The 15,051-nt window shown below is 40.3% G+C and carries 11 protein-coding genes, 2 tRNA genes and 3 pseudogenes; 8 read left to right on the top strand and 8 right to left on the bottom strand.

Annotated elements, in window-relative coordinates; translation table 11 throughout:
• Nucleotides 1–27: 27 nt before the first annotated feature.
• From ACRWQM_RS09295 to ACRWQM_RS09280, 4 genes are all read right to left on the bottom strand, one after another.
• Nucleotides 28–543: a DUF6702 family protein gene (locus ACRWQM_RS09295; RefSeq protein WP_434929788.1), complete on the bottom strand. Its 516-nt coding sequence runs from the start codon at nucleotides 541–543 to the stop codon at nucleotides 28–30.
• The gene (locus ACRWQM_RS09290) at nucleotides 543–2,999 is read right to left on the bottom strand and encodes a M1 family metallopeptidase (RefSeq protein ID WP_434929787.1); all 2,457 of its coding nucleotides are present in this window, start codon (nucleotides 2,997–2,999) and stop codon (nucleotides 543–545) included. The genes ACRWQM_RS09295 and ACRWQM_RS09290 overlap by 1 nt, the downstream gene beginning before the upstream one ends.
• A 434-nt stretch (nucleotides 3,000–3,433) precedes the next feature.
• A complete protein-coding gene (gene gap, locus ACRWQM_RS09285) occupies nucleotides 3,434–4,444 on the bottom strand; it encodes a type I glyceraldehyde-3-phosphate dehydrogenase (protein ID WP_226415926.1) in 1,011 nt (336 codons plus the stop codon).
• 192 nt (nucleotides 4,445–4,636) lie between these two features.
• A complete protein-coding gene (locus ACRWQM_RS09280) occupies nucleotides 4,637–5,473 on the bottom strand; it encodes a DUF2989 domain-containing protein (RefSeq protein ID WP_434929786.1) in 837 nt (278 codons plus the stop codon).
• A 203-nt stretch (nucleotides 5,474–5,676) separates the two neighbouring features.
• Between ACRWQM_RS09280 and ACRWQM_RS09275 the strand changes: the two genes are divergently transcribed.
• The 3 genes from ACRWQM_RS09275 to ACRWQM_RS09265 all read left to right on the top strand — a co-directional run bounded on the left by ACRWQM_RS09275 (nucleotide 5,677) and on the right by ACRWQM_RS09265 (nucleotide 7,576).
• A complete protein-coding gene (locus ACRWQM_RS09275) occupies nucleotides 5,677–7,116 on the top strand; it encodes a glyceraldehyde-3-phosphate dehydrogenase (RefSeq protein WP_434929785.1) in 1,440 nt (479 codons plus the stop codon).
• Between the two features lie 257 nt (nucleotides 7,117–7,373).
• Nucleotides 7,374–7,449, top strand: a tRNA-Gly gene (locus tag ACRWQM_RS09270).
• Between the two features lie 41 nt (nucleotides 7,450–7,490).
• Nucleotides 7,491–7,576: transfer RNA gene (locus ACRWQM_RS09265), tRNA-Leu, on the top strand.
• Nucleotides 7,577–7,957: 381 nt separating this feature from the next.
• Here ACRWQM_RS09265 and ACRWQM_RS09260 read toward each other — a convergent pair.
• Nucleotides 7,958–9,283 (bottom strand): hypothetical protein, encoded by a 1,326-nt coding sequence (locus ACRWQM_RS09260; protein ID WP_434929784.1) that lies wholly within the window; start codon nucleotides 9,281–9,283, stop codon nucleotides 7,958–7,960.
• Here ACRWQM_RS09260 and ACRWQM_RS09255 point away from each other — a divergent pair.
• Nucleotides 9,267–9,512 carry a hypothetical protein gene (locus tag ACRWQM_RS09255; protein WP_434929783.1) on the top strand — a complete coding sequence of 82 codons (246 nt, stop codon included), beginning with the start codon at nucleotides 9,267–9,269 and terminating at the stop codon, nucleotides 9,510–9,512. The two genes, ACRWQM_RS09260 and ACRWQM_RS09255, sit on opposite strands and share 17 nt — an antisense overlap.
• 1,058 nt (nucleotides 9,513–10,570) lie before the next feature.
• Here ACRWQM_RS09255 and ACRWQM_RS09250 read toward each other — a convergent pair.
• A pseudogene (locus ACRWQM_RS09250) lies at nucleotides 10,571–10,705 on the bottom strand (phage integrase N-terminal SAM-like domain-containing protein); the annotation flags it as partial.
• 408 nt (nucleotides 10,706–11,113) lie between these two features.
• Here ACRWQM_RS09250 and ACRWQM_RS09245 point away from each other — a divergent pair.
• Entirely contained in the window at nucleotides 11,114–11,587 is a 474-nt protein-coding gene (locus ACRWQM_RS09245; RefSeq protein WP_434929782.1) for a L,D-transpeptidase family protein, read from the top strand.
• Between the two features lie 38 nt (nucleotides 11,588–11,625).
• On the opposite strand, the pseudogene ACRWQM_RS09240 reads toward ACRWQM_RS09245, so the two are convergent.
• Nucleotides 11,626–11,844 (bottom strand): annotated as a pseudogene (locus ACRWQM_RS09240) (IS110 family transposase); the annotation flags it as partial.
• Nucleotides 11,845–11,919: 75 nt separating this feature from the next.
• Between ACRWQM_RS09240 and ACRWQM_RS09235 the strand changes: the two are divergent.
• Nucleotides 11,920–13,097 (top strand): IS3 family transposase gene (locus tag ACRWQM_RS09235; RefSeq protein ID WP_434929781.1). Its coding sequence is split into 2 segments (ribosomal slippage): nucleotides 11,920–12,178 and nucleotides 12,178–13,097, totalling 1,179 coding nucleotides; the frame shifts between segments, so codons are not numbered across the junction.
• A 10-nt stretch (nucleotides 13,098–13,107) separates the two neighbouring features.
• On the opposite strand, the pseudogene ACRWQM_RS09230 reads toward ACRWQM_RS09235, so the two are convergent.
• Nucleotides 13,108–13,839, bottom strand: a pseudogene (locus ACRWQM_RS09230) (IS110 family transposase); the annotation flags it as partial.
• Between the two features lie 346 nt (nucleotides 13,840–14,185).
• Here ACRWQM_RS09230 and ACRWQM_RS09225 point away from each other — a divergent pair.
• A complete protein-coding gene (locus ACRWQM_RS09225; RefSeq protein ID WP_434929780.1) occupies nucleotides 14,186–14,578 on the top strand; it encodes an ankyrin repeat domain-containing protein in 393 nt (130 codons plus the stop codon).
• Nucleotides 14,579–14,630: 52 nt separating this feature from the next.
• Nucleotides 14,631–14,987: a DUF2750 domain-containing protein gene (locus tag ACRWQM_RS09220; protein WP_434929779.1), complete on the top strand. Its 357-nt coding sequence runs from the start codon at nucleotides 14,631–14,633 to the stop codon at nucleotides 14,985–14,987.
• Nucleotides 14,988–15,051 lie beyond the last annotated feature (64 nt).

Genomic DNA, 15,051 nt, shown 5'->3' with positions numbered 1-15,051 from the left:
AAACTAGTTGCGATGATACTTTGTGAGTTATTGAGCCGGTTTAGCGACTTCAATATACTGCCAAGAGTCTGCAATGTGCAGCCTTGCTGAAGTCACTTGCTTATTTCGCTCAACATTAATGTGGTTAGTTTGCTCTGACCACAACTCTTGCAGGGCGGTCATCTTAAGATAAAAACCGTCCATATTGGAGGTGATCGGCGTTTCCTGATAAACCCACAAATACTTGCCCTGTAACTCGGTGCCAACGTAAGTTAGCGTGATCGGATGTTGCTGCTGATCCTGCATCGAAAAAGTCGAAATAGCATAATAAGCAAATGCTTCACGGCCAACAGGATCGCCGATCAGATCGGTACTTTTATCGATTACTTGTTGGGCTGCGTGTTCAGCATCGTGTAAATAAAACCGATGCTGGACTTCTAACATGCCGCTAAGCTGATTAAATACAATACTGGTGTAAGCTTCTTTTTGCTGGTGGGCTGTGGCATTGCCCGCCAGAAAACTCAAACCGACAGCGATTATTCCGACAAAGAATGATAGGCGCATTATTTCTTCTTCACTTTGATTTCAGGCTCTTTCAGGGCCTCTTTGTTGTCATGCATAATGTCGCGATACTTATTGCCCTTACGTTCCTCTTCTTTAAAGGCTTCAATGCGTGACGGAATAATTTGTCTTGGGTAATAGTTGTTTTCAATATCGACATCGGCAGTTTCGCCGCGACGATCAACCACGGCAGACACTAAGATTTTGTCTTTGTCGGTGACAATGAGCTTACTGACTTCAAACGGTGAGCGGCGCCAAATTTCTGCTGGCAACACCAATGACTCTGTTTCACCATTTTCAAATGTGAGTTCGAGTAGAATTGGCATCACTAAGCCACCTAAATTGGCAAAGTTAAACACGTAATAATTTTTATCTTCTTTGAGTGCACGGGCGAGTGCTTGCTGCTCCCATGGGTCTAGCTCGGCGTGTTTTTTGTTGTACTTGTTGCGCTCTTTATTGGTCACGCTAAATTGATCATATTGGTCATGATAATCAACATTATCTGGATTAAGTTCAACCCAGGTTTTTAGACCACTTTGTTGGTTACGCTCAACCGAATAAGGCATGGGTTTATCTTTATAATCTTGGCGACGACGATCAAAATCAATATCAGGATTATTGCTGTCTAAGCGAAGTTTATAAATGCGTTCTAGCGAGATATCAACATGGTCCGTGGTGTAAAACCAACCACGGAAAAACCAATCTAAGTCGACGCCAGAGGCTTCTTCCATGGTGCGGAAAAAGTCGCTTGGAGTAGGGCGTTTGTTCATCCAGCGACGGCTGTACTCTTGAAAGGCAAAATCGAATAGCTCACGGCCCAATACCACTTCACGTAAAATATTCAGTGCTACAGCGGGTTTAATATAGGCGTTTGGACCCAGTTGTAACACGCTGTCTGACTGCGTCATCACCGGTACTTGCACATTAGACTTCATGAACTCAATCACGTCACTTGGCTCACGCCCCCACGGTAGCGATGGGTCCCATTCTCGGGTGGCTATGCCGTCTAAAAAGCTATTTAAACCTTCGTCCATCCACGTCCATTGACGCTCGTCTGAGTTCACAATCATTGGGAAATAGTTATGGCCGACCTCGTGGATCACTACGCCGATTAAGAATTGTTTTTCCGACAAGGTATAAGTACGGCTTTCATCGTCGTGCCAAATGGTGCGTGGACCATTAAAGCTGATCATCGGGTATTCCATGCCGCCAACAGGGCCGTTTACACTAATGGCTGCAGGGTAGGGATAATCGAAGGTAAAACGTGAATAGACTTCAAGGGTGTGAATAACCGATGCAGTTGAATAACGCTGCCACAACTCGCCACCTTCTTTAGGATAAAACGACATCGCCATTACTTGTGGGTTCTGGCTGCCTTTTTGTTGATAACCTTGTGCATCCCAAATAAATTTACGTGAAGATGCCCAAGCAAAGTCGCGTACGTTTTCAGCTTTAAAATGCCAGGTCTTATTACCTTTAGCTGTGCTTGATTCGTTAATAAGGGCCTCGTCTTCCGAGACAATAAATACAGGCTTTTTGGCGGTTTTAGCTTTATCTAAACGTTTAAGTTGTTCAGGTGATAACACCTTTTTGCTGTTTTGTAATACGCCAGTGGCCGTAACAATATGGTCGCTGGGAACGGTCATACTGACATCGTAATTTCCAAACTCTAGGGTAAACTCGCCGCTGCCTAAAAACTCTTTATTGTGCCACGCTTCGTAGTCGGAATAGCTGGCAACTCGCGGAAACCACTGCGCCAATAAGAAGATGTCATTACCGCCTTCACGTTTGTCGTCTGGGAAGTGCTCATATCCAGAACGTGCACCCACGGCGTCTTCTTCTAAAATGTTATAGCCATAATTGATGCGTAATTGTGTCGATTTATTGTGGCTTAACGGGGTGGGTAAATCGACACGCATTTGGGCGCCGACAATAGTGTATTTTACAGGCTTATTATTAGTGTCAGTAACCGCTGTTATTTGATAACCCAAGTTATTATCAGCTAAAAATTGTTGGCGACGAAGATCACCTAAACTGATTTTGGCAAAGGCATTATCACCATAAGTGTTGTTGGCACTAACGCTTCCATCCACGCCATTAAACGCGGCGCTGCGTTCCGACATCGAATCTGATTTAAATCGATTTTGTTCCAGCTGTAGCCACAAGTATTTAAGTGTATACGGCGAGTTGTTGTGATAAGTAATCACTTGTTCACCTTGAATGCGACGTTTTTGTTCATCAAGAGTGACATTGATTTTATAATCAACTTGTTGTTGCCAATAGTCCTTACCTGGTTCGCCAGCAGCATTGCGGTAATCGTTTGGTGTGGGGAGGCTTTCTTCAAGTTGACGAAACTTGTCTACAAAATGACCTTTGTTTTGGACAATTTCAGAAGCCGAACTGGTAAGAATAACTGAACTGGTTAATGCCAGTAACAGCAGCTGACGATACACGCGCATAAGTACTCCTTTGACGTCAGCAAGCTGATGCCAATAATCCCAAAATGATGATTTGTTGTGTTTTTGTTGGCGAAGTGTAACTAAATTGAAATGAATATGCTGAGAAATAATGTTACCAAACTTTGCATTCTTTGATGGTAATGCTGTTTGACCAGATATCGGTAAAAATGTTTGTAGCCGCTTATGGTTTACATCTGTAGTTTGTTTCTAGATATAGTTGTCTTCAGATTGAAAAAAATTGCTGAATGCTTTCAGGGTATCAACTCAGAATATATTATTAGCAGGTAATAAATAGCACCGTTTGTTTAGTTGCTAATTGATTTAGTTTACCACTTTGGTTGTAATAAGCTTTTTGCCACAAACAACAAAAAAGCCCCGCATAAATGCGAGGCTTTTAAGCTGAACTAAATTCAATAAGCTAATCTAAAAGTAGATTACTTAGCGTTCATTAGTGCAACAGCGTTGTCTAACATGCGGTTACTGAAACCCCATTCATTGTCATACCATGACATCACTTTCACTAAACGGCCGTTAACACGTGTTTGTGTTGCGTCGAAATTAGAAGAGAAAGGGTTGTGGTTAAAGTCGATAGACACTAATGGCTCAACATTAATCGCTAACACTTCAGACATTGGCGCCTTTAGTGAAGCGCGGGTAATGATGGCATTAACTTCTTCTACCGTGGTGTCACGAGATGCTAAGAATGTTAAATCAACTAAAGACACGTTGATGGTAGGTACACGAACCGCTAAACCATCAAATTTGCCTTGAAGCTCAGGAACCACTAAACCAACAGCAGCAGCTGCACCTGTTTGAGTTGGGATCATTGACATTGCAGCAGCACGAGCACGACGTAAATCTGTGTGATACACATCAGATAAACGTTGATCGTTAGTGTAGGAGTGGATAGTGGTCATTAAACCTGACTCAATACCTAATTCATCATTTAACGGCTTAGCAATAGGTGCTAAACAGTTAGTGGTACAAGATGCGTTTGAAACCACAGTCATGTCAGCAGTTAATACTTCGTTGTTTACGCCGTAAACCACGGTAGCATCAACATTCTTACCCGGCGCAGAAATAAGCACTTTCTTTGCACCAGCAGTAAGGTGTGATTGAACTGATTCTTTTGACGTGAAAATACCAGTACATTCAAACACAACATCAATTTTTAACTCAGCCCAAGGTAACTTTGACGGGTCACGTTCTTGGAAAGTTAAAATTTTGTCACCATTAACGTAGATAGCTTCTTCGTCATGATCAACTTTGGCGTTAAAACGACCATGTACGGTATCGTACTTAGTTAAGTGAGCATTAATTGACGCATCACCTAAATCGTTTAACGCAACGATTTCGATTGGGTAGTCTTTTTCGCTTTCATAAAGTGCACGTAAAACATTTCTACCGATACGGCCGTAGCCGTTAATTGCAACACGGATAGTCATCTCATATCCCTCAATTGAAAATAAATTAGGTGGCATATAAATCGCCTGGTTGTAAAATTACCAAATTGACGGCTTTCGTCAAGCTAAATCGGTCTAAAAAGCGCTTTTAGACCTAAAAATTTCGTAATTTTTATCCATTTTGTGCATTTGGTGGCTTTTTTAGACAGGAAATTGAAAGTGTTCATGCATATCTTATTTATCTTCTAATAACTGAGCACTGATTGAATTGGCAAAATTAGCGCTTTTTATGTCGATGATTAAGGCTTGCGCTTGTGTATCTAAAACTGTCGCTAATTCAGTATTACCATTGACTAATCCGTTGAGTTGCTTTTGATCAATTTGATTATCAGTCATTAACGAATTGGCCTTGGTAAACAAATATACGTATTCAAAATTTTGTTGTTGCTGAAAAACACTGGCCAAACCTAACAACCAGTCTGGATTAAATTGTTCAGCGGCAACGGTGGTAAATAAAAAGCGGTATATCCGTTTAGCATCCATTGGAGATACACGAACAAAATAAGCTGCTAATTGACTGAGTATTTCTGGATCGTCAATTGCGCCATTTTGATAATGTTTGATAACGATATCCTGTGATGGTTTATCGTTAAATCGTATCCAACGGTAATAAGCTAAGTAAATATCTGGATTGTCCTTGGTATAGTCACGTAATTCACTCAGTGTTTGAGTGCTAACAGCAAAGGCTCTTGCACGTTCTTGGGTTCGCTGCGGATTTAATATGTGCTGAACTCCAGCGGCTAATTCGACACAATTACTGTAGTTTTCCAGATGAATGAGTTGTTGATAAAGTTGCAGACCAGTCGGATTTTCGGTTTGCTTTAATTGTAGTCTATGGCGGATTAGGTCGGCTTTTTCAAATCGACACCAACTATCTTGGTGTAAATCGGCACAAATTTCAGGATTATTTTTACAAATCATGTCGCTGTTTCGGTCATTTTCACAGCCCAAAAGGCCTAAAAAACCTATAAAAAAACTAAATGATGTAATTATTACTAGATTTTGCTTCAAAAGAGGCTCCTGGCGAGTAATTGTCTAATAAAATTACAGGTTTAGCGAAAATTAGTTACTGGCGAAATGCAGCAGATTTCATTACAATGACGCCGACCTAGCGGGGATGACTCCCCATCAATACACTAATTATTGGTCTTTTCTTTTTGTTACTCAAACCTTTCTAAAACTATTTAAAGAAAAGTGAGATAAAGGAACCCTACATGAGCGCAGATAAACATCTACAAAGCTGGCAAGAACGTTTTGAAATGGCAGAGGCCATGCAACCTTTACTTGGTAAGTTATATCGTAACCAAGGTGTCGAAGTTGTGGTATACGGCAAGCCATTATTAAACGCATCAACCATTGAAATCATCAAGTCTCACCGTTTGGTTCGTCGTCATGTAGGTGATAAATTACGACTACGTGAAAGCTTCCCATTTATTCAAGCTCTTAGCAAGCTTGCTGTCAAGCAGTGTAAAGTCGATATTGGTAAATTAGCCGTCAATTATTGGCGTGACCATAGCGATGCTAGCCAAATAGAAGCTTATATGGCGACTGAACTCGCAGCGGGAATGAACTATGGCGATGATACACCAGCACGTGATGTGGTGTTATACGGTTTTGGACGTATTGGTCGTTTACTCGCGCGTTTATTAATAGAACGTACAGGTAAAAGTAATAAACTATGCTTACGTGCCATTGTGTTACGTGGTGGTAAGAAGGGTGATTTAGAGAAGCGTGCAAGTTTACTGCGTCGCGATTCAGTACACGGTCCTTTTAATGGTTCGGTAGAAGTTGATGAAGAAAATAATGCCATTATTGCTAATGGTACTTATATTCAAATTATCTATGCTAATTCACCAGATCAAGTTGATTACACTCAATACGGTATTAAAGATGCTTTAATTGTTGATAATACTGGTATTTGGAAAGACGAAGCAGGTCTTGGCTTACATCTTAAGAGTCCTGGCGCGGCAAAAGTCTTATTAACCGCACCAGCGAGTGGCGCAATCAAGAACGTGGTTCATGGTGTTAATGATAATGATATTCTGCCTGAAGACACCATAGTTTCTGCGGCCAGTTGTACTACCAATGCGATAACGCCTGTGCTTAAAGCATTAAACGATAAATACGGAATTGAAAATGGTCATGTGGAAACGATTCACTCGTACACCAATGATCAAAATCTAATTGATAACTATCATAGCGCCGATCGTCGTGGTCGTAGTGCACCACTTAATATGGTGATCACAGAAACCGGTGCCGCTAAAGCTGTTTCTAAGGCGCTACCTGCATTAGAAGGTAAATTAACCGGTAATGCGATCCGCGTCCCAACGCCTAACGTGTCTATGGCGATAATTAGTGTCAATTTAAATGCTGAAACTAACCGTCATGACTTAAATGAATACTTAAAAGATATGGCTTTATTGTCTGAATTGCAGAATCAAATTGATTTTACAGAATCGACAGAAATTGTATCAAGTGACTTAGTTGGTTCACGTTATGCCGGTGTGATTGATTCTCAAGCGACTATTGCTGAAGGAAAACGTGCCATTTTATACGTTTGGTATGACAACGAGTTTGGTTATAGCTGTCAAGTTGTTGGTGTTATGCAAAAAATGCTTGGATTAACCACCTTATCTTTACCAAATAGCCAATAGATAACTCAGTCCCTGATGTCGTTTAACGAGCAGGGAATGGATATTTAGAAAAAGTACCTTAGGGTACTTTTTCTATTTTTAGGTCTATCTGTTAACTTTTAAACAGTGATGAACGTTTATTCAGCAGTTAACTCAAAATAACCAATAATTGTTATTTTATTGGTTGACTCTGAAAGTGAAAACGGTAGAATGCGAACCCGCAATCAGGGGAACTTATACAGTTTATGTAAAGTATTTCCAGATGCGATAAAGATTCAGCGACATTAGCTCAGTTGGTAGAGCGATACCTTGCCAAGGTATAGGTCATCGGTTCGAACCCGATATGTCGCTCCAAATTGAGTTTCTACTGTACAATACAGTTTAAACAACAGTTTGCCCGAGTGGTGGAATCGGTAGACACAAGGGATTTAAAATCCCTCGCTGAATAAGCGTGCCAGTTCAAGTCTGGCCTCGGGTACCATTATTAGACTCTTTTTAATTGCAAAATTAAAAAAGAGTGATGGATAAAAAAGCCTCGACATTATGTCGGGGCTTTTTTATGTCTATGCCTTTGTAATGTAAATTCCATTCACCAAAAATTTATACTTTAGCCGCCTGAGGAATATCATAGGCAGTGATGATTAGACACTCTCTGCCTGAAGATGTCTCAAGCGTATAAAATATTTAGTTTTGTTGTTTTTACCCTAAAAAGAATCGTTAATGGGTGAAAAAGACGAGTTGCTATGGCTGCACAGCTTTTAAAAGGTGGTTTAGGTTCAGGTTAGATAAAATAATGCCTTCACTTAATAGTAAAGGCATTATTGTTAACATGACAACCAGGGTAGACTTGTTTTAGAGAATATTAATTACAGCCAGTCCAGATTTCTCCATCTGTGCTGCATTCATTAATCATCGTACCGTCGTCCTGACGCGTGGCTTTAGTCCATTCACCTAAACTATTCTTATCAATTTGCACCATGCTGTTATTCATCCGTTTACGCCAATGGTAAGTGTCAATCGACACGTGCTCATCCCAGCCCTTTGGCAGAATAGATAAATGCTCGATAAGTTCGGTAGCATTAAGCTGTTGAGCCTTATCCTTCATATTTATCCAGTCAGGCAATGACGCAAATTCAGGATCCGCCTCACGGAAAATAAATTCAGCAAAGTAGTCCATGCCATTTTCGGAAAACGACACCGTATGCATGCGATCTAGAGGAACCTCAAGATTTTGCGTGCACTCAGACATTGCATTAACAGAATTAAATTTAGGGATGTTAGTTAATTGATACTCAATATTATCTTTTTTAAAGGTGATCTGTTCAGAAGCCGAGCAATTATATCCACGCTCTATATCGTAGTAAGCATCTTTACGGATCTGTAATTTCCCCGCGAATGTTTGATCTCCCCAACTACTATTGTGGGCAACTACGTCAGACAAGATAATATCGACTTCAAATAAGTCTTGTTCCATTTTAACAATGTTCAGTATCCAACCGTCTGATAGGCTGACAAAAGTCTCTCGGTACCAAGCATTATCGAATTGATATTTTTCATCCTTATTTTTATCTTGATAAATAATGACTCGAATTTCTACAGCGTCAGGATATTGTGCTTGTATATTCGCTTTATGGCCAAAAGAGGCCTTTAACCCTTTGACGATAGCCTGAGCTATTTCATAGGCTTGAGTATTATTATCGGCGATAAAATCAGCAAAAATTTGTTCTTCAGAAAGATTATAATGAGTCACTAAGTATATCATTACTAATCGAATTTCATTTTGCAGGTCATTTGTGAGCTGAACATTATTTTTTAAATTCTCACAGCTTAAAATAGGCTGTTGAGCTGCTTTTAGCTTGGCAGAGATTTGCTCCCATAATAGCGATGTTAGTGGTGATATATGACGGATTTCATCATCTGTTAGCGGGGTAATAGAAGGCGGCAATGCCATCTGATAAGCCTCTGTCACAGGGCCAGTATCTTCATCTATCGCGCCCACAGGCACATCCACATACATAGTTGAATATGGGACACATTCAGCATGTTCTGGAGTGAACTCAAACGCATATTCACCCGCTGCACCAGATATTGCAGATGGCTCGCTATCTACATCAAAAATACTGTTGCCATTGATATCTAACCACACAGTTGCACCAGATACATAACCGTCAATGACCTTACCAGACAAACCTACAGTCACCGGCGGTGGAGGCGGTGGAGGCGGTGGAGGCGGCGGTGGAGGTGGCGGCGGTGGAGGCGGCGGTGGTGGTGGAGGTGGTGGTGGAGGTGGCGGCGGTGGAGGTGGTGAAATTACTTCAATATCGGCTGAATTTGAGCTACCACCACAAGCCGTTAACGAAAACGTTATAGCTATCGCGACGGGTACTAGCCACTTATTTGGAACTAAGGTCATGTAATATCCTTACTACATTATTATGTTGATCTAATGGCTAAACCAAGAGAGTCAGGTTATATTTTTTAATATTTTTAATCAAAGGGTTAAGCTTTTTTGAGTTGGAATGGGGCGGGAAGCGGATTAAACAAGCGTGAAGTATCTTTAACTGCCCTGTAAATACTTTACCGACCATCCTTGGCTCTTTAAGCCTAATGCAAAAGTATACTACTCGCTAAGCGACTGAAAATAAATACCACACCTACTTTCCGTAACAAATTAGATACAATTGGTTGGGTAAATAATATTAATTTGGTTGCAGCACCACACGTCCGTTTATTAACGTCTGATAATTACTAGCGCTCTTTTGTTCAAAATAAAGAAATGTTGTAATACGTTTTTGCCCCAAGCTTTGTTTGGAAATATGGCCTGCGGCCACCAACGTCGTGGCGCTTCACCCACACCAGACCAAGAGGGTATCAACAGCAATACCCTCTTTACTTTTAATTAAAGAATTAGGCCCTGCCGCCCCAGACGAAAAATGCTGAAAGGCGCATAATTTTCGATGGGGATCGATCCAGCTTTCAACTTCATCTGTATCCGGCTTCGGCCATTGTCACCTAATATAAAAAATATCCTAACGCTTCCGATTGGCCGTCCCTGGCCCAACGAAAGCTAGCGTGGTATCCATGCCAAGCTCACGGGTTCTCGGAATAAAGAGTCTCGATGACCTCAATTCAAACTGGACATCCCAGCTTTTCTTATAGAATTGTTACAAATGAAGTTAAATCGAAGAGGCGAAAATATCATCTGCATAAGAACTTGCGGCATGCAATTGATTAGATTGAAGTCACGAACTTACTTAATCGGACCAATATGACTTGTATTAAAACATTGAATTAATGCTATAAAGTAGATTAGAGTATGAAAACTTAAGGACAAAGTAGGGTCACCTCGAACACTATCATCGAGTGCGCCATTTACGGAAGACAAACCATTCAATAACATGTGCCTATTAACTCCCCTAAAATGTTTACCCTGACCCAACTAATTTAATTTAATTTAATTTACTAATTTACTAATTTACTGTTGCGTACTGCTAGACACTCGCCGTTCGTTTGCTAGAAAACATAAAAACTGTTCAATGTGCGTAGGTAAAATATGCTTTGCAGCAGTAAACTTAAAATATCTTATAAAATAACGGTTCCAATAAAGGTATGACTTTTCAGTTTAGTAGCTGTAATGCCTTACTCTAATTTGTTGTCTAATCGCTTCTAAATATCCCGATCCCGCCATCATTTCCCCCTTTATGTTACCTGTACTGTATTTATATACAGTTATAATGGGTTTTGACGGAATAACAATAATAAGTGAACAAAAAGCAGTCTAAAGGACTATGTCGAGAAAAATAGGGCTGCTCTAATATATTGATCTTGCTTGGTTTATTTTTTTACATTTGGCGCAGACACTTTTAACGCGCAATTTTAGTTTTATATTTGAATGTACCCGTCATTAAATTGCTTTACTTCAAAGACATAGGAAATGTAGGATGATATTAATCAATAACTTAAACGGGCGGCTTTATCGGTCGAGCCGTTCAATAAGCTGTTACATGTACGGGTAAATATGCGATATTTCTTTCTAATCTATATATTATTTTCATCTTCTGTCTTCGCGGGTGTCGATTTAGTAAAAGTAGATAAATCTGATAGCAAAATGTACTTACTGGCTGATGGTAAAGTTGTTAAGGAATATCACGTAGCATTTGGTAAAAATCCGAAAGGGCATAAAGAGCAAGAAGGCGATGAAAAAACTCCTGAAGGCACTTATACCTTAGATTATAAAAAAGAAGATTCATCATTCTACAGAGCAATGCATATTTCATATCCAAATGCTCAGGATATTGAGAATGCAGAGTCTAAAGGTTTGTCTGCTGGCGGTTTTATTATGGTTCACGGGCAACGTAATTGGCTTGGGTGGTTTTCTTCAATTACGCAAAAGTATAATTGGACAAATGGTTGCATTGCTTTGACCAATTCAGAAATGGATGAATTTATGGACTTAGTAGAAACTGGAACCAAAATACATATCCAGTGGTAGGTACATGTAACAAGAGACTATGGCGTCAATAGTTAATTTTATGCTTTTGGCGCTTCCCATAAAACACCATCTCTTAACATCGAATTTAAGATCACAACCATCTTTCTAATACAGGCAATAATAGCCACTTTCTTTGGTTTTCCTGCCGCAACTAACCGCTGATAAGTCTCTTTAAAAACAGGGTTAGATTGTATCGCTGACATCATGGCCATGTATAAAACCGTTCTCACTTGATGCCGACCCCCTTGGATCTTTCTATGTAGTGGCATAGTTATTTTGGCCACCTAAATAGAGGTGATATTATTACCTCGTAAATTACTTTAGGTGAACACATGAGATCGACAACCCGAAAAACATTTAGTCCTGAATTCAAACTTGAAGCAGCCCAATTAGTCCTAGATAAAAACCATAGCATCATCGAAGCTGCAAAGGCGATGAACGTGGGTAAATCAACCATGGATAAATGGGTGAGACAGTTAAAACTAGAACGCCAGGGTGGCACGCCAAAAGCCTCTCCCATTACCCCTGAACAAATTGAAATTCGTGAGTTGAAGAAACACATAGCACGTATTGAGGAGCATAATCTTATCCTAAAAAAGGCTACCGCTCTCTTGATGTCAGACTCGATGAACAATTTGCGCTAATCAGCCAACTCAAGCAGAGCCACTCTATTCTCACAATTTGTAATGCATTCAAAGTGCATCGAAGTAGCTATAAATATTGGCTAAAAAGAAAAGAGCATATTGATGCTGATTTTACAATTTTATGCAGTGAAGTGAAGACCGCGCATCGTATTAGTAATGGCTCTGCCGGTGCTCGAACGATAGCGCAATTAGTGACTAACAAAGGGATTAAACTTAGTCGTTATCGAGCCCGTAATCTCATGATAAAGCTTGGGTTAGTCAGTTGTCAGCAGCCTAAGCATGCTTATAGGAAAGCAACACAAGAGCATGTAGCTATCCCTAATACGCTTAATCGACAGTTTGCTGTTACCCAACCAGATCAAGTGTGGTGTGGCGACGTGACGTATGTTTGGGTCGGTAATCGTTGGGCATATTTAGCGGTTGTTCTAGATTTATTTTCCCGCAAACCTGTGGGATGGGCTTTGTCATTATCGCCAGATAGTGAACTGACGTGCAAAGCCTTGAATATGGCGTTTGAGTTAAGGGGTAAACCTGAGAATGTGATTTATCACAGTGATCAGGGTTCGCATTATACTAGCTTGAAATTTAGGCAGTTATTATGGCGTCTTCAGATTGAGCAAAGTATGAGTCGTCGCGGGAATTGTTGGGATAACGCACCAATGGAGCGTTTCTTTAGAAGTTTGAAATCTGAATGGGTACCTGTAAATGGTTATGGGAATTTTACAGAAGCAGACAAAGCGATCACAAATTACATCACTGGATATTACAGTGAAACTAGGCCCCATCAATATAATGGTGGGTTAACGCCAAATGAGTCAGAACGTTTATATTGGAATGACTCTAAAACCGTGGCCAATTTTACTTGACCACTACACTATGCCCTTTGAAACGTCCACTTTCTTTATTCATGGGTGCAACACCAACTAATGAGCTGGCTTCTTTGTTATTGATATAACCTAATTCTGGTAGGTTGCTGATGATGGACGCAGCAGCAATTTTACCTATGCCTTTCATGCTTTGCAGGATGATATTTTTAGCTTGGTAGTCAGGGTTTGATTCGATGAGATTAACGATTTTAGTTTCAATTTTTGTAATCTGATTTTTAAACACAGTCAGAATAGGTTTGATAGTCATCGCTAGTTCTTTCGGAAGAATTTGAAGTCTGTTCTTCTCCATAGTTTGCATCACCAATAGTTGATTTCGTCTTCCGACTAAATCGCTCATAGCCTGCATTATCTCTGGCTTTAGTGTCGATAGCCGAGGTTTAATCGCTTCACTATAATGGGCGATAAGCTGTGCATCTAGCTTGTCAGTTTTAGCGCGTTGGCCAATTGCACCGGCAAAGCGTTTTATGTGTACAGGATTAGCGATTACGAAGGGTAAATTAGCATTCGCACAAGCCATAATAAACGGCATTTCAAGCCGTCCCGTCGCTTCAATGACAATACGTTCTGGGTGGTGTTTTTTAATGAGCCTCACCGCTTCTTTAATGCCTTTTTCATCGTTAGACACGGTGAAATAGATATCGAGAGGTCGAATATAAATGTCGAGTTGGAACTTGCCAGTATCGACACCGACGTTAATGTTTTGATTAGTTTTTGTTTTCATAATAAGCTAACTCTTGCTTGCAAATGCGGGTTCGAGACCCAGTAGACTATTCGAGTATTTTGCTTGGAGTCGTTTGTCGCGTTCTTTCTTGTTATCGGTCTCTCAATAGAGGATCCAGCACTCAATCGAACTACGACAAATGAAAGCTTTAGTTGCAGCTAAAGCCTGGGTCTCACATTACCCGAAACTGGGAATGATGTGTAATTAGGTGGGTTTATTATCCATACAAGGCATTTAAACGGAACAAAAAACAGTGGGTTACGTTTCGCTTCGCTACACATTGTAACCCACTATTTTTGTCCGCTTAATGCGGCGTTATATTTGCTCGTAAGCTTAGGAGTAGAGTTTGAATCAGAAGGAGCTAAATGACGCTTTAATTCAAGCCGCTGATTGCGATCTAGATTCAGTCATTGCTTTACTCTCCGATGGTGCAGATCCAAATGGCATGCCTTTGATAATGGCAATTCAATGTGGTGCGGAAGATATTGTTTGTCTGTTCATTAAAAATGGCGCTAATTTAAACGTACATTGCGAGGGTACGACTCCTCTAATTAGAGCGGTTACGTCTGGTTATCCAAACATAGTTAAACTACTAATGTTAAATGGTGCCCAACCTGATTTAAGAGACCTTGCAGGTAAAACTGCTTTAGAATGGGTAAGGGAGTGCACAATGCCGCGTTTAACGGCTGAGAATAAAAAGCTTATTGCAGGGTATATCTGTGCAAAAAAGCAAATATAAAAATTAATATGCGGTTCTTTGGGTCCGCATCATTTAACTGTTAGGAGACAAAGTGAGTTCAGGAGTGGCGCAAGCTAATAAATTCTACGAGGAAGTAGCGGATACGCAAATCGTCTGGTTTGGAACACTACCCAATGACACACTGTTAGAATTTGACTTGCCCAATGATTCTGTTTCATTTCCCGTATGGTCATCACAATCTAGAATCCTTCGGTTAAAAAAACTGAACCCAGGTTTACTTTCTAGTGTCGAGCCACGAGGAGTTAAATGGGCTGAATTTAAAGAATTATTCGTACCACTCATTAATCAAAAAAATAGGGTTGTGGGGGTGAATTTAAGTGGTAAAAAACTGGTGGGTACAGACATATCCGTTGAAACTCTAATCAGTCAAGTTGAGGCATTTTGGTAAATGTCTCCTAACAAGTTAAATCATCGGAAAATCCCTCGCAGGCCAAACAACGGCCAAACCGTTC

It is taken from the genome of Shewanella sp. HL-SH5, assembly GCF_051163755.1.
In the GTDB taxonomy this organism is placed as follows: Bacteria; Pseudomonadota; Gammaproteobacteria; order Enterobacterales; family Shewanellaceae; genus Shewanella; species Shewanella glacialimarina.
This window is presented reverse-complemented; position numbering and strand designations above follow the sequence as displayed.

Excerpts from the sequence above, each read along its gene's own strand:
- ACRWQM_RS09290 (WP_434929787.1), bottom strand. The coding sequence starts at position 2,999 with ATGCGCGTGTATCGTCAGCTGCTGTTACTGGCATTAACCAGTTCAGTT.
- gap (WP_226415926.1), bottom strand. The coding sequence starts at position 4,444 with ATGACTATCCGTGTTGCAATTAACGGCTACGGCCGTATCGGTAGAAAT.
- ACRWQM_RS09295 (WP_434929788.1), bottom strand. The coding sequence starts at position 543 with ATGCGCCTATCATTCTTTGTCGGAATAATCGCTGTCGGTTTGAGTTTT.
- ACRWQM_RS09245 (WP_434929782.1), top strand. The coding sequence starts at position 11,114 with ATGCGATATTTCTTTCTAATCTATATATTATTTTCATCTTCTGTCTTC.
- ACRWQM_RS09255 (WP_434929783.1), top strand. The coding sequence starts at position 9,267 with ATGACCTTACCAGACAAACCTACAGTCACCGGCGGTGGAGGCGGTGGA.
- ACRWQM_RS09275 (WP_434929785.1), top strand. The coding sequence starts at position 5,677 with ATGAGCGCAGATAAACATCTACAAAGCTGGCAAGAACGTTTTGAAATG.